21 protein-coding genes are annotated in these 24,398 nt (G+C 71.3%); 11 read left to right on the forward strand and 10 right to left on the reverse strand.

Features of this window, described 5'->3' with window-relative positions:
• Positions 1-29 precede the first annotated feature (29 nt).
• The 7 genes from sdhD to sseA form a co-directional block, all read right to left on the reverse strand.
• Positions 30-443, reverse strand: coding sequence for a succinate dehydrogenase, hydrophobic membrane anchor protein (gene sdhD / locus K2X24_RS08670; RefSeq protein WP_292496830.1), 414 nt, complete (start codon positions 441-443; stop codon positions 30-32).
• Between the two features lie 12 nt (positions 444-455).
• Positions 456-857, reverse strand: coding sequence for a succinate dehydrogenase, cytochrome b556 subunit (sdhC, locus tag K2X24_RS08675; RefSeq protein ID WP_238282906.1), 402 nt, complete (start codon positions 855-857; stop codon positions 456-458).
• A 166-nt stretch (positions 858-1,023) separates the two neighbouring features.
• On the reverse strand, positions 1,024-2,346 hold the full coding sequence (locus K2X24_RS08680) for an SLC13 family permease (RefSeq protein ID WP_292496834.1): 1,323 nt from the start codon (positions 2,344-2,346) through the stop codon (positions 1,024-1,026).
• A 100-nt stretch (positions 2,347-2,446) separates the two neighbouring features.
• Positions 2,447-4,672, reverse strand: coding sequence for a glycosyltransferase family 2 protein (locus tag K2X24_RS08685; protein ID WP_292496836.1), 2,226 nt, complete (start codon positions 4,670-4,672; stop codon positions 2,447-2,449).
• Positions 4,673-4,786: 114 nt separating this feature from the next.
• Entirely contained in the window at positions 4,787-6,592 is a 1,806-nt protein-coding gene (atzF, locus tag K2X24_RS08690; RefSeq protein WP_292496839.1) for an allophanate hydrolase, read from the reverse strand.
• A gap of 170 nt (positions 6,593-6,762) precedes the next feature.
• Entirely contained in the window at positions 6,763-7,629 is an 867-nt protein-coding gene (locus K2X24_RS08695; protein ID WP_292496841.1) for an urease accessory protein UreD, read from the reverse strand.
• Positions 7,626-8,474, reverse strand: a complete 849-nt coding sequence (gene sseA / locus K2X24_RS08700) for a 3-mercaptopyruvate sulfurtransferase (protein WP_292496844.1) — start codon at positions 8,472-8,474, stop codon at positions 7,626-7,628. The genes K2X24_RS08695 and sseA overlap by 4 nt, the downstream gene beginning before the upstream one ends.
• A gap of 179 nt (positions 8,475-8,653) precedes the next feature.
• Here sseA and K2X24_RS08705 point away from each other — a divergent pair, with 179 nt between their 5' ends.
• The 3 genes from K2X24_RS08705 (at position 8,654) to K2X24_RS08715 (ending at position 9,767) form a co-directional block, all read left to right on the forward strand.
• Complete coding sequence (locus K2X24_RS08705) at positions 8,654-9,025, forward strand: hypothetical protein (RefSeq protein ID WP_292496847.1); 372 nt, start codon at positions 8,654-8,656, stop codon at positions 9,023-9,025.
• 114 nt (positions 9,026-9,139) lie between these two features.
• Positions 9,140-9,394 carry a hypothetical protein gene (locus K2X24_RS08710; RefSeq protein ID WP_292496848.1) on the forward strand — a complete coding sequence of 85 codons (255 nt, stop codon included), beginning with the start codon at positions 9,140-9,142 and terminating at the stop codon, positions 9,392-9,394.
• Positions 9,395-9,410: 16 nt separating this feature from the next.
• Positions 9,411-9,767: a hypothetical protein gene (locus tag K2X24_RS08715; RefSeq protein ID WP_292496851.1), complete on the forward strand. Its 357-nt coding sequence runs from the start codon at positions 9,411-9,413 to the stop codon at positions 9,765-9,767.
• 75 nt (positions 9,768-9,842) lie between these two features.
• On the opposite strand, the gene K2X24_RS08720 is transcribed toward K2X24_RS08715, so the two are convergent.
• Positions 9,843-11,051 carry a GNAT family N-acetyltransferase gene (locus K2X24_RS08720; protein ID WP_292496853.1) on the reverse strand — a complete coding sequence of 403 codons (1,209 nt, stop codon included), beginning with the start codon at positions 11,049-11,051 and terminating at the stop codon, positions 9,843-9,845.
• A complete protein-coding gene (locus tag K2X24_RS08725; RefSeq protein WP_292496856.1) occupies positions 11,051-12,466 on the reverse strand; it encodes an oligosaccharide flippase family protein in 1,416 nt (471 codons plus the stop codon). Before K2X24_RS08725 ends, K2X24_RS08720 begins: the two co-directional genes overlap by 1 nt.
• Before the next feature lie 428 nt (positions 12,467-12,894).
• On the opposite strand from K2X24_RS08725, the gene K2X24_RS08730 reads away from it, so the two are divergent.
• From K2X24_RS08730 to K2X24_RS08750, 5 genes are all read left to right on the forward strand, one after another.
• Positions 12,895-14,394, forward strand: coding sequence for a DEAD/DEAH box helicase (locus K2X24_RS08730; protein ID WP_292496857.1), 1,500 nt, complete (start codon positions 12,895-12,897; stop codon positions 14,392-14,394).
• A 181-nt stretch (positions 14,395-14,575) separates the two neighbouring features.
• On the forward strand, positions 14,576-14,761 hold the full coding sequence (locus K2X24_RS08735) for a DUF1508 domain-containing protein (protein WP_292496859.1): 186 nt from the start codon (positions 14,576-14,578) through the stop codon (positions 14,759-14,761).
• Between the two features lie 237 nt (positions 14,762-14,998).
• Complete coding sequence (locus tag K2X24_RS08740; RefSeq protein ID WP_238280841.1) at positions 14,999-15,292, forward strand: hypothetical protein; 294 nt, start codon at positions 14,999-15,001, stop codon at positions 15,290-15,292.
• A 210-nt stretch (positions 15,293-15,502) separates the two neighbouring features.
• Positions 15,503-15,631, forward strand: a complete 129-nt coding sequence (locus K2X24_RS08745) for a hypothetical protein (protein WP_292496861.1) — start codon at positions 15,503-15,505, stop codon at positions 15,629-15,631.
• Positions 15,632-15,719: 88 nt separating this feature from the next.
• Positions 15,720-16,115, forward strand: coding sequence for an acyl-CoA thioesterase (locus K2X24_RS08750; protein WP_292496864.1), 396 nt, complete (start codon positions 15,720-15,722; stop codon positions 16,113-16,115).
• Positions 16,116-16,119: 4 nt separating this feature from the next.
• Here the strand turns inward: K2X24_RS08750 and K2X24_RS08755 are convergent, their stop codons facing one another.
• Positions 16,120-17,268 carry a putative zinc-binding peptidase gene (locus K2X24_RS08755; protein WP_292496865.1) on the reverse strand — a complete coding sequence of 383 codons (1,149 nt, stop codon included), beginning with the start codon at positions 17,266-17,268 and terminating at the stop codon, positions 16,120-16,122.
• Between the two features lie 350 nt (positions 17,269-17,618).
• Between K2X24_RS08755 and K2X24_RS08760 the strand changes: the two genes are divergently transcribed.
• From K2X24_RS08760 to K2X24_RS08770, 3 genes are read left to right on the forward strand one after another with little or no spacing between them, the layout of a single operon-like run.
• On the forward strand, positions 17,619-20,918 hold the full coding sequence (locus K2X24_RS08760) for a DUF2126 domain-containing protein (RefSeq protein ID WP_292496866.1): 3,300 nt from the start codon (positions 17,619-17,621) through the stop codon (positions 20,916-20,918).
• The gene (locus K2X24_RS08765) at positions 20,915-23,434 is read left to right on the forward strand and encodes a circularly permuted type 2 ATP-grasp protein (RefSeq protein WP_292496868.1); all 2,520 of its coding nucleotides are present in this window, start codon (positions 20,915-20,917) and stop codon (positions 23,432-23,434) included. Before K2X24_RS08760 ends, K2X24_RS08765 begins: the two co-directional genes overlap by 4 nt.
• Entirely contained in the window at positions 23,431-24,348 is a 918-nt protein-coding gene (locus K2X24_RS08770; RefSeq protein WP_292496870.1) for a transglutaminase family protein, read from the forward strand. The genes K2X24_RS08765 and K2X24_RS08770 overlap by 4 nt, the downstream gene beginning before the upstream one ends.
• Positions 24,349-24,398: the final 50 nt, after the last annotated feature.

The raw sequence follows: 24,398 nt of genomic DNA on the forward strand, positions 1-24,398 counted from the left end.
GGGCAGATCCTTCGGGTTCGGGGGGCGGGTCAGACGAGCTTGCCGAGGCCGACGCGTAGGATCGCGTACAGGCAGGCCACGGCGACGATGACCGCGTAGAAATTGTTGGCGAGCAGGCTCAAGAGCTTGAGCGTCTTGTCATGGACGTAGTCCTCGATGATGACCTGCATCCCGATCCTCATATGGGCCGTGACCGAGATCACGGCGAGGATCAGGATCAGCGCCACCACCGGGTGCGACATCAGCGCGATGGCCTCCGGGTAGGGCCGGTTCGCCATCAGCGCGACGATGACCACGAAGGCCAGCATCAGCGGCGCGTTGGCGGCGGCGGTCAGGCGCTGGGTCCAGAAATGGCCAGCGCCGTGGCCCGAGGCCCCGAGGCCCTTCACCCGGGCGCGGGGCGTGCGCATGGTGACGTTCGTGTTCTGGCGGTTGTCGGCCATCGGTCCGTCTCCTCAGCGCAGGGTCAGGGCGAGCGCCCAGATCAGGACGGTCAGGATGACGGAGCCGATCAGGGTCGCGCGGGCGAGGCCCATGCGCTGGGCGCGGTCGAAGCCGTAGCCGAGATCCCAGATGAAGTGGCGCAAGCCCCCCAGCATGTGGTGCATCAGGATCCAGGTGTAGACGAACAGCACCAGGCGGCCGACGATCGAGCCGAAGAACCACGAGACGGTGCCGTAGGCGGACGGGCCGGAGGCGAGGGCCACCAGCCAGATCGCCACCAGAGCCGAGCCGCCGTAGAGGGCGGTGCCGGTGATGCGGTGAAACACCGACATCGCCATGGTCCAGGTCCACCGATAGATCTGGAGGTGGGGCGAGAGCGGCTGGGCGACCGTGGGACGGACGGTTGGAGCCATCGTGCTGAAGGTCCTCGACTGGGCGGCACCATCCAATTTTGAGATGGGCCTCAGAAAAATTTGGATCGTCTCTAAAGTGCTAGCGGGCACGCGCCAATGCGCAACCCCGCCTTGCCGCAGCGCACATGCGACACAGGGGCCGAATCGTCATTCCCTTCCTTCCGCCTCATGGCAGCCATCCGAGCGCACGCCACCAGAGATAATCCAGGGGTGCGACGACGAGGAGGGAGGCAAGCCCGGTCGCGAGGGTCAGCTTGGTCGCTGCCCGCAGCGGCACCTTGCCGAGATCCACCGCGAGGACGATCGGCGGGGCCTGATAGGGCAGGAACAGGGTCGAGTAGCCGACTACCTGGATCATCACCACCGCCATGAGGTCGAGGCCGCTCGCGCGCGCCATCTCACCGGCGAGCGCCGTGTAGAGCGCGGGGGCACCGTTCGCGGTGACGGCAAGCGTGAGGATCGCCGCCAGTCCTGTCAAAATTGCGAAGTTGTAGCCCGGCGCATCCGGTGTCAGCGGCGCGACGTGAAGCAGGGCATGGCCGAGGCGAGCGCCGAGACCGGTCTCGTTCACGGTGGCGACGAGGCCGAGCAGGGCGGCGACGTAGAAGCAGGTGCGCAGGTTCACCGCCCCGAAGGCTTCGGCCGGCAGCACGCCGATGCGGGGCATCAGGCAGAGGATCGCGGCGACGAGGCCGACCCAGGCCGGGGCGATGCCGTGCAGGCTGTCGGTGACCCAGAGGCCAAGGGTACCGGCCAGGATCACCGCGAGGCGGCGCGCCTCCGGCCGCAGGGGCTCCTTCGCGAGGGCGGCCCCGTTCTCGCCATGGTCGAGCCGATCCGGGAACAGCCGGACGATCGCCAGGACGAGGAGGACGCCCTTCACCAGGGCCAGCACCGGCGCGTGCAGCAGGAGGTAGGGCAGATAGGCGATGTGGAGGCCGTACTGCGTCTCGGCGGTGCCGGCCATGACGAGGTTCGGCACGTTCGCGGGTAGGATCGCGGCGGAGAGGATCGGCGTGGCAAGACCCACCGCGAGCACCGCCCCGTGCCGGCCCGGCCGGCCGGCACCGAGGCCGAATGCGTCGCAGAGGGCGAGCACCACGGGTACAAGCAGGGCGATGCGGCCGAGGTTCGACGGCATCACGAAGGCGACGGCGAAGGACAAGGCGACGATGCCGGCGACGAAGGCGGGGTAGGAGGCCGAGAGGTGCCCCGACAGACTTCGCGCCAGACGGTCGCCGAGGCCCGAGCGCGTCATGGCGAGGCCCACCACCATGCCGCTGAGCACCAGCCAGAAGGCCGAGGAGGCGAAGCCCGAGAACACGGTCGCGGCGGGCGCGAGGCGAAACAACATCGCCCCCGCGAAGAACAGCATCGCGGTGACGATCTCGGCGATCAGCCCGCTCGCCCAAAGCCCCATGCAGAGCACGAGCAGGAGCGCGGTCACCACGACCGTCGCCTCCCCGCCCATCAACGCCCCTGCCGGCATCGCGTGATTCCATCCCGCTGGTTCGCCGGGACAATGGTCCTACCTTGGAGCGGTTCGCAATTCGGACTTTGCAGCGTGAGCCTTCGCCGACGACGAAGGCTCAGAACCGGGCCGGATCGAGCTCGAAGGTCGGCGGCAGGGCCTCGAACCATTCGCCGTAATAGGGATCGCGGGGGAGCTTCGCCGCCCAGCGATCGCGAAAGCGCTGATGCTCGTCCGGGTCGACGGTGCGGGCGCGGTTGCGGCTCTCGTAATGGTAGAGGCTCGCCTGTGCGCAGTAGACGCTGCGCAGGCCCCGCTCCCGCAGCCGCAGGCAGAGGTCGATGTCGTTGTAATTGACGGCAAAGCCCTCGTCGAACCCGCCGACGGCCTCGAACTCCGCTCGCCGCACCATCAGGCAGGCACCAGTCACCGCGAGGTAGTTGCGGTTGCCGACGGTGGAGAAATAGTGCCCCGGATCGTCGCCGGGATAACCGCGCCGGACATGGTCGGGCGTCGCGTCGACGATCGACACGCCGGCATGCTGGATCTCGCCGGTCTCGAAAAGGAGCTTCGGCGCGACCGCGCCGACGCCGGGGATCTGGAGTTGCGCCAACAGTGCCTCGATCCAGTCGGGGCTGATCACCGCGATGTCGTCATTGAGAAAGACCAGGACTGCGCCGCGCGCGGCCCGTGCGCCGAGGTTCATCTTGGCGGCCACGTTGAAGACCGGCTCGGACCAGGTCACGCGCTCGGCGCCGTGGCGCTCCAGGGCCGCCAGGGTGCCCGGCCGCAGGTCGCCGTTGTCGACCACCACGAACGCGATGCGCGGATAGGTGCTGAGAGCGGCGACGCTGTCGAGGCAGGCGGCCAGCAGATCGACCGTGCGGCCGCCGACGGTGCTGTCGCGGCCGGCGGTCGGGATCACGATCGAGACGAGGGGGCGGTCGGTCAGCTTTCGCCGCAACGCGAAGCAGCCCTTGAACGCGGTGGAACGGGCGAAGTCGAGTTCGCCCGTGCGCCGGGCCCGGTCCTCCAGGCCGCGGATCGCCGCCGCGATGACGTAGTCCTTGTTGTCCATCGTCTGGGCGGTGGAGCCGGGAATGGCGCGCCAGTGGTAGAGCACCTTCGGCACGTGGACGACGTTGCGGACGTGCTCGGTGTAGCGCAGGGCGAAATCGTAATCCTGGGCGCCGTTGCAGGCGTCGCGAAACCCGCCGATCCGCTCCACGATGTCCATGCGGTAGAGCGCGAGGTGCGCCGTGTACATGCAGGCCTCGAGGGCCTCGGGCGACCAGTCCGGCTTGAAGAACGGCTCGTAGCGCACCCCGTCGATGGAGATCTTGTCCTCGTCCGAATAGATGAAGTCGACGCTCTCGTCGGCGTTCAGGATGCGGACGAACTCGTAGAGCGCGTTGTCGGGGATCGCGTCGTCGTGGTCCATCAGGGTCATGTAGCGGCCGGTAGCCAGGCCCATGGCGTCGTTGGAGGCGGCCGAGATCCGGCCGTTGCTCCGGCGGCGGTGGAGCTTGATCCGGGGATCGGCCGCCGCGTAGGCCTGGAGCATGGGCCAGACATGGGGCGCCGACGAGTTGTCGTCGCAGAGGCAGAGTTCCCAATCCTCGTAGGCCTGTGCCCGTACGGAGGCGATGGCCGCCTCGAGCCAGCGCTTGGGCGTATCGTAGACCGGCATGATGATGGAGATGCGCGGCCGGAACGGATAACCGGCGACCTCGGCGCGCATCGCCGCGACCGAGAGCCGGGCGGGCGCCTCCACGGTCTCGATCCAGGCCATGTAGGACGCCGGCACCGGCCGCGGCCGGGCGCTTGCGAAGAAGTCCTGCCAGAGTGCGGCGAGCCCCCGCTCGCGGGCGAGCGCCTTGATGCGAGCGAGGAGCGGACCCGGCCGGCGCTCGGCCTCCGGCAGGCGCGCGAGGAGTCGGCGCGCGATCTCCGCCACCGCGCCGACGCGGCCAAGGTAAGTCAACTCGACATGGCCGAGGCGGAACCGGCCGACGCCGCTCAGGGGATCGAGGCGCAGGCCCCGGACGCGGCGCGGCAGCCGAACGAGGTTGTCGATGCCGTTCGCGTCGAGTTCGAGGGGAACGGTCAGGGTCTCGCGAAAGCCCTTGCCGTCATCGACGTAGAGCAGGGGCGTCAGCTTCGCCCGGTCGACGACTTTGAGGTCTGCCCGCAGGCGCACCCAGCCGCCGCGATGGCGCTTGCGGCCCTGCGGCGGCCACAGGCGGAAGTTCGGGTCGGTGCCCGTCGCGCGCCACGCATCGGGTGCCCCATCCGCCTCGATCTGGGTGGCGGGGTCAAGACGGCAGCGAAGGGTACGACGCAAACCCGGATCCTCTCGGGGGCCGGCGCGCGCGGCGCGCGGCTCATCGGCAGATCGCCCGACCTGCCGAGGCGAGGTTTAGGGCAAGCCCGCTTCCCCCCGCAAGGTCGGCGCAGATCAGGGCTGGTTGGCGGCGAGGTAGGCGCGCCAGCCCCCGTGATGGGTGATCTCCGGGGCGCCCGCCACCGCGTGCGCCTCGCACAGGAAGCCGGAGGCCGTCTCGCCATCGGCCAGGGTGATCTTGCCGATGCCGAGGGGGGCGGGGATCGCGGCGGCGAAGCGCCCGAAGCTCGCCGGATCGAGGCTCCAGACCTCGACCTCCAGGCCCGGCCCGGGATGGCCGGGCTCGCGCACGAGGCCGGGTTTGGCCGGCACCGTGCCGGGCAGGGCGAAGAGGCGGTAATCGGCCGCCGTGCGGGTGGCCCGCAGGAAGCGCGCGCCGAGATCCTGGAGTTGGTGGTTGAGGGCGAGGCCCGTGAGGTGGGCGCCCACCACCACGAGCGGAATCGCATCGGGCTCGGCCGCCGGCACGAGGCTCGCCGCCGGCAGGGCGGCGGCCCGGTCGAGTCCCATGCCGCCCGCGAGCGCACGGTGCAGGGCGTCGGCCCATGGACTGAGCGCCTCGTCCGTGAAGCCCGGCGCCACCAGCATCACGCCCGCCGGCAGCCCGTCCCGGCGAAATCCCGCCGGAACCGCGATGGCGGCCATGCCGAGCAGGTTGGCGAAGTTCGTGTAGCGCCCAAAATGACTGTTGCGGAGGATAGGTTCCGCCTGCATCTCGGCCACCGAATAGGTGGTGGGCGAGGTGGGCAGCAACAGGATGTCGAGTTCGCCCAGGATCATGTCCGTGCGGCGCTTGCACGCCTCAAAGGCGTAGCGCCCCCTGAACGCGTCGACGGCGCTGTAGCGCTTGGCGGACTCGACGATGGCGCGGACGCTCGGGTCCATGGCGGCCGCGTGATCCGCGTGGAACGTCTCGATGGCCGCCAGCCGCTCGGCCACCCAGGGGCCGTCGTAGAGCAAGGCAGCGATCTCGCGGAACGGGGCATAGTCAAACGGCACCGCCACGCCGCCAAGCCCTCCCAGCCGGGCGATGGCGGCGTCGTAGAGCGCCGCGGTCTCGGCATCGCCGTAGAACTCGCGCTCGGCGGGCGCCAGCACGCCGAAGCGCAGACCTGTGGCCGGCAGCGCCCGCGGAACCGCCATCCGCGAATAGGGATCGGCGGGATCGAACCCCTCCGCCACGCGGCGCACCGCGATGCCATCGCCCACGGTGGCGGAAAACACCGTGATGCAGTCGAGGCTGCGGCAGGCGGGGACGAGGCCGGTGGTGCTGAGCGCCCCCGGGGTTGGCTTGATGCCCACGATGTTGTTGAAGGCCGCCGGCACGCGGCCGGACCCGGCCGTATCGGTGCCGAGACTGAAGCAGGCGAGCCCGGCCGCCACCGCCACGGCCGAACCGGAGCTCGACCCACCGGAGACGTGCTCGGCGCTGAACACGCTGCGCGGCGCCCCGTAGGGCGAGCGCGTGCCGTTGAGACCGGTGGCGAACTGGTCGAGATTGGTCTTGCCCGTCACTAAGGCACCGGCCGCCTTCAGGCGCGCCACCACGACCGCGTCCGCCTCGGGCGTGTAAGCGAAGGCCGGGCAAGCGGCGGTCGTGGGCAAGCCCGCCACGTCGATGTTGTCCTTGACCGCGAAGGGCAGGCCCCACAGCGGCAGCGAATTCGGGACCGGATGGCGCTCGATGAGGTCGCGGGCGGCCGCGACGAGGTCGTCCCGGTTCACCATCGTGATGAAGATCGCCGGATCGGCGGAGGTCGCCATGCGGTCCGCGACGATGCCGGCCACGGCAACGGGATCGAGGGCCCCGGACGCGTAGGCCGCGCGCAGGGTCGCGGCATCGAGGATGGTGGGCAGCATCGGTACGGGTCTCCTCGATCGGCGCGGCGGGCTTTTCGCCGTGCCGCGTGCGGCCCGCGGCGGCGGGTTTCGATGGTCCGGCTAGAGGTCGGGGCGCCCCTGCGGCCGAGGTTGCATCCTCCGTGCCGACGCGGCGGCCGAGCGCGCGGTGACGGGCGTTCGCGACACCCTCAGGCCTGCCAGACCCGCGGGAGCGGCTGCCCGCGATAGGCGGTCAGGAGACGCTGTGCCAGCGTCCGGAGCGCATCCGGATCGGCGGCGAGGCACCGCACGACGAGATGACCGTTCCAGGCGGAGGCCGCCGCCGTGACGCCGGCCATCGCGACGTCGTCGAGGATCGCGCGGGCCTGCTCCAGGCGGCCCTCCGCCTCGGGGGAGACGTCGAGCAGGGTCGCCATGGCCCGGGCGCCTCCGCCGATCGCCGCGCGCGCGAGCTGGGCCGAGAGATCGCCGTCGAGGCGCACGGAATCCGCATAGACCAGACGCCCTCCGCGCCGGATGCGCCAGATATCGGTGAGATGCCCCCGCGTGATCGGCTCCCGGCGCGCCGTGCGCCCGAACGTGACGGCCTCGAAAGCGAGGAGCCGCGCATCCGGCGCCAGATCCGCCGAGAATCGCCGCTCCAGGGTGGCCTGGTCGAACAGGATCGTCTCCTGCGGCAGGAAGGCGAGGCGCCCCCCGGCCGCGAGGGTGGTGCACGTCGTCAGGCGGCTGACCGGGCCATCGGAGCGGTAGATCTTCTCGGCGGCCGTCGTCGTCAGGACGAGATCGGCACCGGCCCCGACTTCGACCGTCACGTCGAAGGTGTCGCCGCAGGCGATGCCCCCGGCCGTGTTGAGGAGGACGGCCTCGCAGGGACCGCGCATCCGGCGCGGCAGGCGCAGGCGGGCCGGGCCCGCCTCCGCGATGTCGCGGATGCGGGTGTCGTGGCCGTCCGCGCAGTCGACACTGAGGTGAATGCGCCCGCGCGAGCGCTGACGCTCGGGCGCCGCGACGGGCAGGGGCGAACGGTCCGGATCGAGCAAGACGGCGCTCACGCCGGACCGGTCGCCACGGGACGGGCGGGATCGGCCCCCCATTCCGACCAGGAGCCGTCGTAGAGCGCGCGCTGAGGGCGTCCCAGGGTCTCCAGGGCCAGACCGACGATCGCCGCGGTGACGCCGGATCCGCAGGTTGTGACCACGGGCCGGTTCACGTCGACGCCGGCTTCGGCGAAGACCGCCCGCAGGGCCTCCGGGTCCTTCAGGCGTCCCTCGGATTGAAGCGCGGCGTAATGGACGTTGCGGGCGCCCGGCATGTGGCCGGGGCGGACGCCGGGACGAGGCTCCGCCTCCTCGCCGCGGAAGCGCGGCGCGGAGCGAGCGTCCACCAGTTGCGCGGTGCCGGTCTCGAGGGCGCGTGCGACGTCGCCGGCATCGGCCACGGCGCCGTGGTCGAGGCGGGCGGTGAAGTGACGCCGGGTACGCGGGCGCCCCTCGCCCTCCTCCACGGGGTAGCCGGCCGCGATCCAGGCCGGCAGGCCGCCCTCGAGGATCTCGACGTCGCGCACCCCGAAGGTCTGCAGCATCCAGCGCACCCGCGGCGCCGAGAACAGGCCCATCCCGTCATAGACCACGATGTGCGCCCCGTCGCCGATGCCCAGCGCCCGCATGCGGGACGCGAAGACCTCCGGGCGCGGAAGCGTGTGGGGGAGGGGCGAGGTCTCATCGCTCATCGTGTCGATGTCGAAGCGGATCGCGCCGGGGATGTGCCCGGCCAGGTACTCGCCGCGCGCGTCGCGACCCTGGGCCGGCAGGTACCAGGACGCGTCGAGGATCACGATGTCGGGTGCGCCGAGGCGGGCGTGGAGCCATTCGGCCGTGACAAAGGGCGTCGTCGCCATGGTGTTCTCTGTTCGATGGGCCGGGGGGGACTCCGGCCGGGACACGCCCTCGGGCGCTCACGAACCGGCACCAAACCACATCCGGACAGGTGTTGCACGCCCGGCTGGCGCGCCGACCAACCGAACCCGCAACTTCGCGACGGCGTTGACACCCGGTAGATCGACCTCAGGAGCCCCTCATGCGCATCGCGATCATCCTGCTCACCGCCTCGACCCTGGCCCTCGGCGCGGCGGCCGCCCAAGCGCAGACCGGCGGGTCGGGAAGTACCGGCGGCATGAACAATTCTGGCATGAGCAGTCCTGGCATGAGCAGTCCTGGCATGAGCAGTCCTGGCATGAGCAGTTCCGGCGTGAACAATCCCGGCATGAACAATCCCGGCATGGGCAGTCCGGGCGGCGTCGGCAGCACCGGCGGCGCGGGGGTGACCGGCAGCACGGGTGGGGTCGGACCGGGGACCGGCGCCGCGCGGAATCCGAGTGCGGCCCCTATCCCGAGCACCGGAGGCGGCATCAGGTCCGGTGGCGCGCCGGCGGGTGCGCTGCCGCGCTGAGATCCATCGCGCCGGCCTTTTTCGTCGCAGCCGGGCGACGCACGGTGCCAAGGCGGAGAGCGGCGGCTATGGAGGAAGCGGCACCGCTACCGCAGAACGCCCCCAGGACATGCTTTGACCCCGCGCGAGACCTATCACATCGAAGTGCTCGCCTCGGAGGACGAGGCCGGCGCGCGCGGCGAGGACCCGGTGAGCCAGCGCATCTCCGTGCGGACCGGCTCCGTCGAGGCCGCCAAGGAGCGGGCCCTCTCGGTGTTCGCCCGGGCCCGCGCGCCGCAGCGCTCGGGCGCGCCGGCCGAGGCGGTGCGGGTGATCGACGGCGCCGGCACGGAAGTGTTCCGCTGGAGCCGGTTCGACGAGCGGACCTGAGGGATCGAGACCCGGCATGCGGCGCGCCCTGATCCTTCCGACTCTGGTTCTCGTCTTCGCGGCCCTGTTCCTGCGCAGCTACACCGTGCCGCCGGCCCCCGACCGCCGCGGCGGCACGGTGGTCTCGCTGAACTGGCCGAACCGCCCCCTGTTCGGCAGCCCGCGCGGCGCGTGCCTCGATCTCGCGGAGGGCCAGCCGGTGATCGCCTGCCTGATCGCCTCCGTGGCGCAGGCGCGTCAGGACGGCATCCCCCTGCTGCAGCTCGGGTTCTGCGCCACCTGCTACGGGCTCTCGCAGCGCCTCGCCACCCTCGGGCGCGACGAGGCCGCGACCCGGGCGCGCCTCGCCGAGATCGGGCGCTTCGGCTGGTGAGGCCTGGATCGCGTCGGTGCCACGCGGCTTACCACGGACCCCGCACAGGTGCGGGATCGCGCGGCGTGAGGGGGCTCAGACCGGGTCGCCGGCGTCGGTTTGCCGGCGGGCGCGCAGGCGGTCGCGCCAGCCCTTGACCCGGACGTTGGCGGCGGCGCGCGCCCGCTCCAGGCGCGCGGCGAGGGGAAAGAGCGGATCGCCGCCCCGGGTTTCGACGAGGATGTGGGCGAGGGCCAGGCGCTCGGTCCAGAAGGTCTCCGGCAGGGTGTAGTTCGGCGGCGCGCAGGAATCCGCGCTGGCGATCGCGGGGTCGGCGACGAGGTCCTGGGTGAGCTGGTGGAAGGCGAGGGCGCCGGGGGAATGCCGGGCGACCGACGCGTCGTAGGAAATCTTCAGGCTCCAGAGCCGCTTACCGGTGACGAAGCTGACCACCGCCGCCAGCGTGCGCCCGTCGCGGCGCAGGCGGTCGATCCGGACGTCGCCGCGGGCGCCGAAGGCCGCGATGGCCGCGCGCATCATCGCGGCCTGGCGGGGATCGTCAGCGATGGCGGTGCCGCGCCGCCCCTTCCAGCCGGCGCTCTCCAGGGCGATGTAGTCGTCGATGGCGGCGGGCAGGTCGGCCGGATCGCGGATCGTCTCGACGCTGACCGGCCCGTCCGCGTTGAGACGCTCCCAGGCTTGGCGCAGCTTGCGGCGCTTTCGGGACGAAAGATGCGCGAGGTATGCAGTCCGCGCCGCGGAATCGCGCCCCGTCAGGTCGAGGAGGGCGCGCTCGTGCGCCCAGAACCGGGCGTGGCGGAGCCGGTTGCGGTCGAGCCAGCCGGAGAGGAGTTCGGCGAAGGGGCCTTGCGTGGGCACGTGGGTCAGCATCAGGCGCGGACCGATCAGGTGGCGCAGGCCGAGGAACAGGGCGTCGAGGGCGCGGGCCGGTTCGGCGGCGTCGAGGAGGGGCACCCCGAAGACTCCGAACTCGTGCATCCATCCCATCGTGAGGACGAGGGGCAGGCCCCAGCGCAGGCGCCTGACCCGCACCGGCCAGGCGCCGAGGAGATGCAGGCCCGGCTCCTCCGGCGCCCGGTCGCCCACCAGGGCCACCTGCACGCCGTGGCCGAAGGCGCCCGAGGCCGGCAGGGCGAAGTCGGGGTCGTAGAACAGGTTGTCGACGAGGGGCCGGCGGCTGAGGTCGCGCCAGGCCGCGATCCAGGGGGCGTTCGCCTCGAGGGGGCGCAGGGCGACCACGAGGCCGTCCGGCGTCACCACGCTGCGGGACCGGATCTGTCGCATCAGGCGGCTCGCTTGAAGCGGCGGGCCGTGAGGTCGGCCACGCCGAGGATGTTGAAGGCCCAGCCCGTCGCGACCGAGACCACGGCGAGGCAGGCGAGCTTGAGGGCGAGGCCCGCGCGCGGATCGAGGGGCAGGCGGTCGAGGCCCGCCAGGATGAGGCCGCACAGGAGCGCGGCGCAGACGATGATCGCCACGTCCCGCACCGGCACCGGCATGCGGCTGCCGCCGCGCGAGCCGAACAGGAACACGAGGCAGGCGAGGCCCTGGCCGACCGCCATGGCGAGCGCCGCTCCCTCGACGCCGTAGCGGGGCACCAGCACGGCCGAGAGGGCGCCGATGGCGACCAGCAACGTCACCGAGGCCACCGCATCGAGGTGGCTCGTGGGCGTGAAGTAGATCACCTGTCCGAAGTAATAGGCGCGCAGCATCTGCAGGATGCTCGCGGTCACCAAGAGGGGCGCCACTCGCAGGGCCGTCTCACGGTAATCCGGCCCGAGCAGAATGCCGACGAGGACGTCGTCGAAGGACAGGAAGAACACCGCCCCGAAGGCCGCGATCACCGTGAGGAGTCGGGCCGCGTCCTCCAGCACGGGCCGCGCGGCGGGCAGGCCCCCCTCCCGGGCCTCGCGCTTGGCGATGGAGACCAGGGCGAGGGCGATGCTGTCGCCGAACACCACGAAGCTCTGGCGCAGGAAGTCGGCGAAGGCCCCGTAGGCGCCGAGTTCACCCACACCGATGCTGGCCCCGATGATGAGGCGGTCCAGGGTCTGCGCCAGGGCGGCGGCCGCGAAGGACAGCACCAGGGGCCAGCCATAGACCAGCAGGCGCCGGGCCTCGGCGCGGTCGCCCGGCCCGCGCAGCAGGGCCCGGATGGCGACGAGGGAGGGGATCGCCGCCAGCATGTTGGCGAGCGCCGTCGCCACCAGGAGCGCGACGGCCTCGCCCCCGCCGAGCAGAGCGGCGCTGCCGAGGCCGAGCACCAGCACGGACCGCAGCACGATGGAAAGGGCGACGGCGCTGACTTCGAGGCGGGTTCGGGCGATCTCGGCGGCCCCCTCGAAGGCCGTCATGCCGACGACCGCGACGAGGATGGCGGCGGCCGCGCGCGGGGCGATGAGACCCGCCATCGCCGCTCCGGCCGCGCCGAGGCCGGCCAGCAGCAGCATGCCGCCGAGGAGCCGGACCACCGTGCCGACCTGCAGCGCCGCCCGATCCTCGGCATAGAGGGCGAAGAACGAGAACTTCGGCCATTGGCAGGTGGCGCTGTAGAGCACCAGCGCCCAGGACAGGACCAGCAGGTAGAGACCGAAAACGTCGGTCGGCGCGAGGCGGGTGAACACCGCCAGGGCCGCCATGTTCAGGGCGGCGGCAAAGCCCCGCGAACCCACATAGGTCAGGGTGTGGCGCGCGATCATGGGTCCCCAGGGCGCAACCAGCCCGGCCGGTCGCTCCGGCCTCGTTCGCCTGCGGTAACACGCCAACGTTGCCGACACGTCAACGGTCCCGGAGCGAAGGCACGGCGAGGGCGCCTCATGCGCCTGACGCATGAGGGCCGGTCGGACGACGCCGCGTGGCGGTGCTTCGATTGACTTCGCAAGCGCGAAGGCTCATATCGCGACTGCAGCGTCAGCGGCCGTCATGGTTCCGCTTGAGAGGGCTGCGTGACGGATCGCCGGATCGCATCAGCGGGCCCCGAGCGACCTGAGCCCCTCTCTTCAACGTGCATGCACCCGGACTGCCCCCGCACGCGGGCGGCTCCAGCTCAACGGACCGACCATCGTCTTCGATGACGCGCCTCGCCACGAGGTCGTCCGGCACGGTCCCGCTGCCTGAAAGTTATTCCTTGACCCAATTCACCGATTTCGGCCTCGCCCAGCCCGTGCTGCGGGCGCTGGAGGAGGCCGGCTACAAGAGCCCGACCCCGATCCAGGCGCAGGCCATCGCCCCCGCCATGCAGGGCCGCGACCTCTGCGGCATCGCCCAGACGGGCACCGGCAAGACCGCGGCCTTCGCGCTGCCGATCCTGCACCGCCTCGCCGAGACCCCGCGCCGGCCCATCCGCCGCGGCTGCCGCGTGCTCGTGCTCTCGCCGACACGCGAACTCGCCAACCAGATCGCCGAAAACTTCTCCGACTACGGGAAATACCTGTCGTTCACCAACACCGTGGTGTTCGGCGGGGTCACCATCTCCCGTCAGGAGAAGGCGCTGGCCAACGGCGTCGACATCCTGGTCGCCACGCCGGGCCGCCTCATGGACCTCATCGAGCGCCGCTCGCTGACCCTCGAGGCCGTCGAGATCCTCGTCCTCGACGAGGCCGACCAGATGCTCGACCTCGGCTTCATCCACGCCCTCAAGCGCATCGTGAAGATGCTGCCGAAGGAGCGCCAGAGCCTGTTCTTCTCGGCCACCATGCCGAAGAACATCGCCAGCCTCGCCGACCAGTATCTGCGTGATCCGGTCCAGGTCGCCGTCACGCCGGTCGCCACCACCGCCGAGCGCGTGACACAGGAGGTCATCTTCGCCCATACGGGCGCCAAGCAGGCGCTGCTGAACCACATCCTGCGCGATCCGGGAATCGAGCGCGTGCTCGTCTTCACCCGGACCAAGCACGGCGCCGACCGCGTGGTGCGCGGCCTGGAGAAGGTCTCGATCAACGCCTCCGCCATCCACGGCAACAAGTCCCAGCCGCAGCGCGAGCGGGCGCTGGCCGCCTTCAAGGACGGCTCCTGCCGGGTTCTTGTCGCCACCGACATCGCGGCACGCGGCATCGACGTCGAGGCCGTGAGCCACGTCATCAACTACGATCTGCCGAACGTGCCGGAGAGCTACGTCCACCGCATCGGCCGCACCGCGCGCGCCGGGGCGAACGGGCTCGCGATCTCGTTCTGCAACGACGAGGAGAAGGCCTACCTGCGGGATATCGAGCGCACCACGCGCCAGAAGATCCCCGTGGCGGGCTTCCCCGAGGGCTTCAGCCCGCCCTCCCGCCAGGAAGCGGCGGACAACGCCCAGGCCGAGGAGCGTCGCCCCGCGCCGAACGGCCAGCGTCCCGGCCAGCGCCAGGGCCAGCGTCCGAGCAGCCGCCCCGGCGGCCGGCCCGGCCAGGGCCGTGGCTTCGAGGGTCGCGGCGGCGAGAACCGCGGCGGCGCCGGGCGCCCGGCCCGTGCCGACGGAGCGCCCCGTCCGCAGGAGAACCGGGGTGAGCCGCGCGGCGAGCGCCGCCAGGCCGCTCCGGCCGAGCATCGCTCCGAGCCCCGTGGCGAGCGCCCCCGGGCACCGCGCCCGCAGGGTGGCGGCGAAGGCCGCGCCATCGGTTGGCTGGATCGCGGCCCGCGCTCCTGAACCCGACCAGCCTCTGACCAGAGATCACGCCGCCCCGGCCAGCCGGGGCGGCGTTTTTCGTCCTGGCATCGGGTGGCTCGACGGGCATGGTCGAGTCGGCCCAACGACCATTGCCAAGTCGGGCCCGAAGGCCATCTCAAAGGAGCCGGGCCCCTGCGTCCGGCCTTACCGGAGGCGAGCGATGCGGTTTGAACTGTACCGGGATTCGGCGGGCGGCTGGCGCTGGCGCCTGCGGACCCAGAACGGCAACGTGGTCGCGGATTCCGCCGAAGCCTACGTCCGCCGCGAGGATTGCGAGCACGGCATCGCGCTGGTGAAGGGCAGCGCCGAGGCGGCGATCGTCGATATGACCCTCAGGATCGCCTGAGGCGGACGCGTACCGGACCGCGATGAGCGTCACCCCGCGCGGTCGGCCGGCGCGGCCGCCGAATTTCAGCGGCCCGGGATCGGATCGCAGGGCTTCGTTGACCATTCCACGCAAGCCGCGCGATGCGCCCGCAACGCTTTCGGCCACTCGTGCGTTTGATGCGACCGGGTTCGGATCGCGAAAGGATTTCGCGCGGGCACGGATATCGAACTCGACAGATTCCAAGGAGTTGAGAACGTGCTGAGGAAACTCGTGCTGGCCGCGCTGCTGGCCTTAGGCTTCGCCGCCATGGCACCCCAGGGCGCTTCAGCCGCCCCGATCGGTCCTGCCCTCGCCCTTCAGAGCGAGGCAGCCCCGGCCGCCGTGCAGACGGTTCAGTATTACGGCTACCGTCGCCGCTTCTACGGCCCGCGCCGTTTCTATGGCCCGCGTCCCTTCTACGGCCGCCGCTACTATGGTCCGCGTCGCTTCTACGGCCCGCGTCCCTATTACGGCCGTCGCTTCTACGGCCCGCGCCGCTTCTACTACTAAGACACAGAAGACCTTTGAGACGTCTGGACGGCGCCTTCGCGTCGTTCCGGCCCGGTTCCCGCTCACGCGGGGGCCGGGCCGTTTCGTTTCGGGCGGGTTGTGCGGCGGCACTAAATTTCGCGATTGCGGCTGGGAAGCCGGAAGTCCATGCGATAAGTTGCCGGATGCGAGACGGCCCGCGTCAGATCGGGCTGCTCCGGAGGATAAGCCATGAACGCCATCGCCGAACGGCGCGCGCCCGCCTGCGCGCCCTGGAAGTCGCTTCCCCTCGAGTTCCTGATGTCGGCCTTCGCCATCATCCTCGCCGGCGGCCTGAAATGGGCCGGTGCGCTGCCCTGATCCACCCGGTCACGGATGGGCGGCCCCGCCGCCTTCGTCCTATGGTGGAGCCGGCCGGGATCCGGCGCGCGCGCAGACGGGTGAGATCATGACCGAAACGGACGGGGCACCGCTCCCCCGGGGCGACCTGACGGTGCGCACCATCGCGATGCCGGCTGACACGAACGCAAACGGCGACATCTTCGGCGGCTGGGTCATGTCGCAGATGGACCAGGCCGGCGGCATCGCGGCCGTGGAGCGCGCGCAGGGCAGGGCGGTCACCGTCGCGGTGAACGCGATGACTTTCATCCGCCCCGTGCGCGTCGGCGACGTGCTCTGCGTCTATACGCGGATCGACCGCGTCGGGCGCACGTCGATGAAGATCGAGGTCGAGGCCTGGGCCCGGCGCTTCCGCACCCAGGTGCGCGAGAAGGTGACGGAGGCGACCTTCACCTTCGTGTCCATCGACGACGAGGGCCGACCCCGGCCCCTGGACACGCCCTGATCCGTCAGGCGTTGGGCGCGGCCACTTTCTGGCGCAGCCCCGTGATCACCGCCTTCAGGATGTCGGCATCGGAATCGCTGCTGGCCATGCAGCGCACGGTCTCGATGCGCTCGTGCACGAAGGAGAGCTTGGCGATCACCGCCGGCGTCAGCTTGAACGGGAACAGGGCCGGCTGGCCCATGCTGCGGCTCAGCGAATTGACCGCGTAGGTCAGGGGCAGCCACGCCTCGACGATCCGGCTGAAATCGGTGGTCCGGTAGGGATCGAAGTCGATCACCACCGGCTCGGCCGGGCCGTGGCGCAGGCGCGGGCGCACGTGCATCTCGAAGGTGCTGGCGGTCTCCAGGGTATCGACGATGTGGAGGTACTGCGCCCAGGTCTCGGCGAAATCCTCCCACGGGTGGGCCGTGGCGTAGGCGCTGACGTAGGTGTCCTCCCAGTCCGCCGGCGCGCCCTGCGAATAGTGGCGCTGGAGCGCGCCCGAATAGTTCAGCCGCTCGTCGCCGAACAGCGAGCGGAAGGTCCAGAGGCTCTGGTCGAAGCGCACCAGGACGTTCCAGAAATAGTGCCCGATCTCGTGGCGGAAGTGCCCCAGCAGGGTGCGGTAGTACTCGCCGAACAGCATCCGGCGGCGTTCGCGCTCGACGTCGTCGGCCTCGGCGATGTTCAGGGTGATGAGGCCGCTGCGGTGGCCCGTCAGCACCGGCGGACCGATCTGGTAGCTCTCGGAGGGATCGACCAGGAAATCGAAGGCGAGGCCCGTGGTCGGGTTCTCGTCCCGGGTCATCAGCGGCAGGTCGAGGCGCAGGAGCGAGTAGAACAACCGGTGCTTGGCCGCCTCGATCTGGCGCCAGCGCGTCAGGTTCCAGGCGATCGAGAGGTCCGGCACCACGTGGTTGTGCCGGCAGGTGAAGCAGTATCGATCCGGGGAATCTTCCGGCACGAGCCAGTTGCAGGCGTCGTATTGGGCATTGGCGCAGAACCGGTAGCGCCGCGCCGGGTCGGCATAGGCGTGCCAGACCTGGCCCACCGGCTCCAGGGCCGACATCTCGTGGATGGCGCAGACGTAGCCGAGCCGGCGCTGACAGCTCTCGCAATGCGTGCTCTCGAAGCTGATCGGCTGGTCACAGGCCTGGCACTGGAAGATCTTCATGAACCCGTCGCGGGACGCCTCGCCTGTTACATCCAGCGTCGCACGCCGCTCGTGAAGGAACCGTCATAGCGGATCGGCGCGCGTCCCGGTGGCAAAGCGTACGCCACCGGCGAAGTTCCGGGCGCCGCTCGCCCGGCGTGCATCGAACGCCCGATGCACGAAACTTGCAAGCCCGCCCCTCGGGCGTGCCCTCGTGATGCCGCCGCGTGAAGGCCATCGCACAAGGGTCCGTGTTCGCGTATGTCATAGCGAAGCTTCCTCCGGGACACCGCAGGGCGGTGCCCCGTTTCTCCGCCGCCGGTGCGCGCCCTTCGCGCCCGGCGCCCTGTCCAGCTACAGCGGGAGCCCCCGTGTCGATCAAAGCCGCCCTGCACCACGTCACGCACTACACCTACGACCGGCCGATCTCCCTCGGCCCGCAGGTGATCCGGCTGCGCCCGGCGCCCCATACGCGCACCGCCGTGCCGGCCTATTCGCTGAAGGTGCTGCCCGAGAACCACTTCATCAACTGGCAGCAGGACCCGAACGGCAACTGGCTGGCCCGGCTGGTGTTTCCGGAAAAGACCTCCGAGCTGAAGATCGAGGTCGACCTCATCGCCGACATGTCGGTGATCAATCCATTCGACTTCTTCGTGGAGGACTACGCCCAGACGCGCGGGTTCGCCTACGCGGAAGATCTCACCGCCGAGCTGAAGCCCTACCTCGTCCTCGACGACGCCCTTTGCCCGGAGGTCGACGCCTTCCTGGAGCGGCTGCCCACCGAGACGAACACCGTGCTGTTCCTGGTGGCGCTCAACGCCCAGGTGGCGGGCGAGATCACCTACGGCGTGCGCATGGAGCCCGGGGTCCAGAGTGCGGCCGAGACCCTGACGCTCAAGAGCGGCTCCTGCCGCGACTCCGCCTGGCTCATGGTGCAGATCCTGCGCCGCCTCGGCATGGCCGCCCGCTTTGTCTCGGGCTACCTGATCCAGCTCATCCCCGACACCACCGCGGTGGACGGCCCGGCCGGCACCAGCACCGACTTCACCGACCTGCACGCCTGGGCCGAGGTCTACCTCCCCGGCGCCGGCTGGATCGGCCTCGACGCCACCTCCGGCCTCCTCTGCGGCGAGGGCCACATCCCGCTGGCCGCGACCCCGCACTACGCCTCCGCCGCGCCGATCGCGGGCTTGGCCGAGCCGGCCGAGGTCACGTTCGGCTTCGAGATGTCGGTGACCCGCGTGGCCGAGGCGCCTCGCATCACCAAGCCCTTCTCCGAGGAGGTCTGGGCGGCGATGGACGCGCTGGGCGACCGCATCGACACCGACCTCGCCGAGCAGGACGTCCGCCTGACCATGGGCGGCGAGCCCACCTTCGTCTCCATCGACGACTTCGAGTCGGCCGAATGGAACGCCGCCGCCGTCGGCCCGACCAAGCGCGGCCTCGCCGACAAGCTGATCCGGCGCCTGCGCACCCGCTTCGCGCCGGGCGGCATGCTGCATTACGGCCAGGGCAAGTGGTATCCGGGCGAGAGCCTGCCGCGCTGGGCCTTCGCCCTGTACTGGCGCCGGGACGGTGTTCCGGTCTGGAAGGACGCCGACCTCATCGCCGCCGAGGACGGCCCGCGCGACGCCACCATCCACAGGGCCAAGGACCTCATGGACGGCGTCGCCCGGCGCCTGGGCCTCGGCGCCTACGTGTTCCCGGCCTTCGAGGACCCGGTCTACTGGACCGAGAAGCGCGACGAGCTACCCGTCAACGTCACCACCGCCGAGCCGCATTTCCCGAACCCCGAGGCCAATGCCCGGATGGCGCGGGTGTTCGAGCGGGGCCTGGGGGAGGCGGCCGGCTACGCGCTGCCGCTGGCAAGCCTGCCCACCGGCAAGGACGGCGATGCCGAGCGGGCCTGGATCTCGGAGCCCTGGGAGTTCCGGCGCGGCCACGCTTTCCTCACGCCGGGCGATTCACCCGTCGGCTACCGCCTGCCGCTCTCCTCGCTGCCCTACGTGCCGCCGGAGCACTACCCCTACTACCAGCCCCAGGACACCCTGGAGGAGCGGCCGGCCCTGCCCGAGGGCCATCCGGGCACGCGGACCGTCAACGGCTCGGGCGTCACCGGGGTCGCGGTGCGCACGGCCTTCGCGGTGGAGCCGCGCAACGGCATCCTGCACGTCTTCATGCCGCCGCTGCAGCGGGTGGACGAGTACCTCGAACTCCTCGGGCACTTGGAGGCGGCCGCCGCCGAGTTGAAGCAGCCCCTGCACATCGAGGGCTACGAGCCCCCCTTCGATCCGCGCCTCAACGTCATCAAGGTCACGCCCGATCCCGGCGTGATCGAGGTGAACGTACACCCGGCCCCGTCCTGGCGGGAGGCCGTGCGGATCACCACCGACCTCTACGAGGATGCCCGCCAGACCCGCCTCGGCGCGCAGAAGTTCATGACCGACGGCCGCCACACCGGGACCGGGGGCGGCAACCACGTGGTGCTGGGCGGCGCCACGCCGGACGATTCGCCGTTCCTGCGCCGGCCCGACCTCCTGAAGAGCCTCGTGCTGTACTGGCAGCGCCACCCGGCGATGTCCTACCTGTTCTCGGGCCTCTACATCGGCCCGACGAGCCAGGCCCCGCGCATGGACGAGGCGCGCCACGACGGGCTCTACGAGCTCGAGATCGCGATGGCGCAGGTGCCCAAACCCGACGCGCCCAACATCCCGCGCTGGCTCGTGGACCGCATCTTCCGCAACATCCTCGTGGACGTGACGGGCAACACCCACCGCTCCGAGATCTGCATCGACAAGCTCTACTCGCCGGACGGCCCCACGGGCCGACTTGGACTCCTCGAGTTCCGCTCCTTCGAGATGCCGCCGGACCCGCGCATGAGCCTCGCGCAGCAGCTTCTCCTGCGCGCCATCGTCGCCTGGCTCTGGCGCGAGCCGCAGGAGGGCGGCTGTGTCCGCTGGGGCACGGGCCTGCACGATCGTTTCATGCTGCCCCACTTCCTGTGGGCCGATTTCCTCGGCGTGCTGGAAGACCTCCGGGGGGCCGGCTACGACTTCGACCCGGCGGCCTTCGTGGCGCAGCGCGAGTTCCGCTTCCCCGTCTTCGGGACGGTGGAGCAGGGCGGCGTGAAGCTCGAACTCCGCCAGGCCCTGGAGCCCTGGCACGTGCTGGGCGAGGAGGGCGCGATCGGGGGAACCGTGCGCTACGTGGACTCGTCGGTGGAGCGGCTGCAGGTGAAGGTCGAGGGCTACGTGCCCGGCCGGCACATCATCGCCTGCAACGGCCGGCGCCTGCCCATGACCGGCACCGGCACCTCCGGCGAGGCGGTGGCGGGCCTGCGCTTCAAGGCCTGGCAGCCGGCCTCCTCGCTGCACCCGACGATTCCCGCGCACTCGCCGCTGACCATCGACATCCTGGACGCCTGGAGCGGCCGGTCCCTGGGCGGCTGCCGCTACCATGTCAGCCATCCGGGCGGGCGCAACTACGAGACCTTCCCGGTCAACACCTACGAGGCGGAGGGGCGCCGCCTCGCCCGCTTCCAGCCGCACGGCCACACCGCCGGCCCGGTCGCGATGCCCGTGGAAGAACTCAACCGGGAGTTCCCGATGACCCTCGACCTGCGTACGCCGGTGCCCCCGGGCTACACGCCCCCGGGCGCGACCGCGCCATGACCGAGGCGGCCGCAGGGGAGGTTCAGGGTCGGGCCGAGCGCCTCGCGCGCTGGACCTCCGCCTACCGGCCGCAGGCAGGGGTGCCGGACGAGTTCATGGATGCGGACGGCCGGCCTAAGGGTGCGTGGCCGCGCTTCCTCGACCGCCTCGGCGCCCTCGACGAACTGGAGATCGGAGCCCGCTTCGTCTCGGCGGTCCGGCGCATCCGCGACACCGGCATCTCCTACCGGATCTACGGCGACAAGCGCGAGCATGCCTGGCCGCTGGGCTCCCTGCCGCTGGTCATCGAGCAGGACGACTGGGAGGCCTTGAGCGCCGGCATCGTCGAGCGGGCCGGGGTGATGGAATCGATCCTCGCCGACATCTACGGCGACGGGCGCCTCGTGGCGCAGGGGCTGCTGCCGGCCGCCGCCGTGGCGGGCAGCCCCGAATTCATGCGCCCCCTCGTCGGGGTGACGCCGCCCGGCGGACGCTTCCTCAAGCTCTACGCCGCCGACGTCACCCGCGGTCCCGACGGGCGCTGGCGGGTGCTGGCCGACCGCACCCAATCCCCCTCCGGGCCCGGCTACGCCCTGGAGAACCGCCTCGTCCTCACCCGCGCCTTCCCGGACCTGCACGCCGACCTGCAGGTGGAACGCCTTGCGGCCTTCTTCCAGGCTTTTCGCGACGGCCTCGCCGTGGGGGCCGAGCGCAGCGACCCGCGCATCTGCCTGCTCACCTCCGGGGTGTTCAGCTCGACCTACGTGGAGCAAGCCGCGCTCGCCCGCTACCTCGGCCTGCTCCTGGTGGAGGGCGACGACCTCGTGATGCAGGACGGCGCCCTGCACATCCGCACGGTGTCGGGCCTCAAGCGGGCGGACGTGCTTTGGCGGCGCATCGATTCCGACTACATCGACCCCCTCGAACTCAACCCGGCCTCGCGCCTCGGCGTGCCCGGCCTCGTGGAGGCCCTGCGCAACGGCAGCCTCGTCGTCGGCAACATGCCGGGCTCCGGCATCCTCGAATCCGGGGCGCTCGCCGCCTATCTGCCGAACATCGCCCGGCACCTCCTCGGGCGGGACCTCCGGCTCGACGGCCCAAAGACCTGGTGGTGCGGCGATCCGGACGGCCTGGCGGAAGTCCGCGACAACCTCGGTGCCCTGAGCCTGCGCCCGGTAGCGACCCCGCCGAAGGGCGCCGTCCGCGACGCGATCCTGGCGCCCCACGCCCTCGATGCCGAGCGGGACCACCTCCTCGCCGCCCTGCGCGACCGGCCCTTCGACTACGTCGCCCAGGAAACCATGCCGTTGGCCACCATGCCGGCCTGGGACCGCACGGGCGGCGCCTTGCGGCTGGTGCCGCGCCCCTTCGTGCTGCGGGTCTTCGCGGCGGCCACGCCGGAGGGCTGGCGCGTGATGCCGGGCGGGTTCTGCCGCATCTCGGAGCGGCCCGACGTCGAACCCCTGGAGATGCGGGCCGGCATCAAGTCGGCCGATGTCTGGATCCTGTCGCGCGATCCCGTCGAGGCGGTCTCGCTGATCCAGCCCGGCTCGACCCGGGTCCGGCGGATCGCCGGGCACCTGCCGTCGCGGGCCGCCGACAACCTATTCTGGTTCGGGCGCTACGTGGAGCGGGCGGAGGCGGTGATCCGCCTCGTCATCGCGCATCTCGGCAGCGTCGGCTCGGCCGTGATCGCCGACATGGCGGGCGACGCCAAGGCGCCGACGGCTCTGCGCATCCGCGCGCTCCTCGACGAATGGGGGGCCATCGAGGCGCCAGACCTGCCGACCGCCACCCTGGCGCAGCAGGCTCTGAGCGGGCGCGACGCCTACGGCTCGGCCCTGCGCCACAGCCTGTCGGCCCGGGCCAACGCCGCCACCCTGCGCGAGCGCCTCTCGGGCGAGGCGTGGCGGGCGCTGGCCGACCTCCGGGATCTTCTCGAGATCGACGCGACCCAGGCCCTGCCCGAGGCCCAGCTGCTCGGCCTCGCCGAGCGGGCCCTCAGCCACATCGCGGCCCTCTCCGGCCTCGCGCAGGAGAACATGAACCGCACCGCCGGCTGGCACTTCGTCGATCTCGGGCGGCGCATCGAGCGGGCGATCAACACCCTCAGCTTCGCCACGCGCTTTGCCCGCGACGCGGCCACGGCGGAGGATCTCGGCGTGATGCTGTCGCTCTGCGACGCCCACGTCTCGTTCGGCGCGCGCTATCTCCAGGGCGTCGCCCTCGATCCCGTGCGCGACATGGTGCTGCTCGATCCGTTCAACCCGCGCTCGGTGGCCTTCCAGGTGGAGGCGATCGCCCGGCATCTCGGCCAGTTGCCGGTGCTGCGGGCCGACGGCCTGCCCGAACCGCACCAGCGTCTCGCCTCCCGGCTCGCGGCGGAGTTCGCCACCGGCGAGGCGGCGGAATTCGACGGCGCCGCCCTGACCCGCCTGGAGAACGAGGTGGAACGCCTCGCCGACGCCATCGCGACCCGCTACTTTCCCAACGGACCGCACGCCCTGCGCCCGGAAAAGCTCGTGGGACTCGCGTGATCTACACGCTGCGCCACCTCACCACCTACCGCTACACGCGGCCCGTGCGCTTCGCGCGCTGCGCCCTGCGCCTGCGACCGCGCGACGGCGAGGGCCAGACGGTGCTGGAGAGCGCCCTGACCATCAGCCCGGACCCGAGCCTGCGGGTGGTCCGGCGCGACTATTTCGGCCTTGACGTGGTCTCGGTGACGATCGACGCGCCCCATACCGAGTTGCGGGTGGAGGCCCTCTCGCGTGTCCGCGTCGAGCGCGATCCGCTGCCCGCGCCGGAATCCGGCCCGGCCTGGGAGACGGTGCGCGACCGCGCGGTGACGGGGCAGGGGCTCGACCCCGAACGGCCCGTGCATTTCCAGTTCCCCAGCGTGCGCGTGCCCCTGGTGCCTGCGGTGACGGACTACGCCCGGGCGAGCTTCCCCCCCGGCCGCAGCGCCTATGGCGGAGCCGTCGACCTGATGCGCCGCATCCGGGCCGATTTCACCTTCGATTCGAAGGCCACCACCGTCCACACGCCGCTGGCGGAGGCCTTCGCCCTGCGGGCCGGGGTCTGCCAGGACTTCACCCACATCATGATCGCGGGCCTGCGCGGCCTCGGCCTGCCGGCGGCCTACGTGAGCGGCTACCTGCGCACCATCCCTCCGGCGGGTCGGCCGCGCCTGCGCGGCGCCGATGCCAGCCACGCCTGGGTCTCGGTCTGGTGCGGGGAGGGCTGGATCGGCCTCGACCCCACCAACGGCATCGGCATGTGCGACGACCACATCGTCGTGGCGCGGGGGCGCGACTACACCGACGTCTCGCCCATCGACGGCATCGTCTCGGCCTCCGGTCCGCAGAAGCTCAAGGTCGAGGTCGACGTGGTACCGGACGGCGAGCCCATGCCCGAGCACACGGAGACCGCGCTCGCCGCGTCCGCCTGAAGAGGCTCCGCGCCTCATACGTTTATCGGGCTGATCCATTCGCATTCTGG

The sequence above is a fragment of the Methylobacterium sp. genome (assembly GCF_019750675.1).
Classification (GTDB): Bacteria; Pseudomonadota; Alphaproteobacteria; order Rhizobiales; family Beijerinckiaceae; genus Methylobacterium.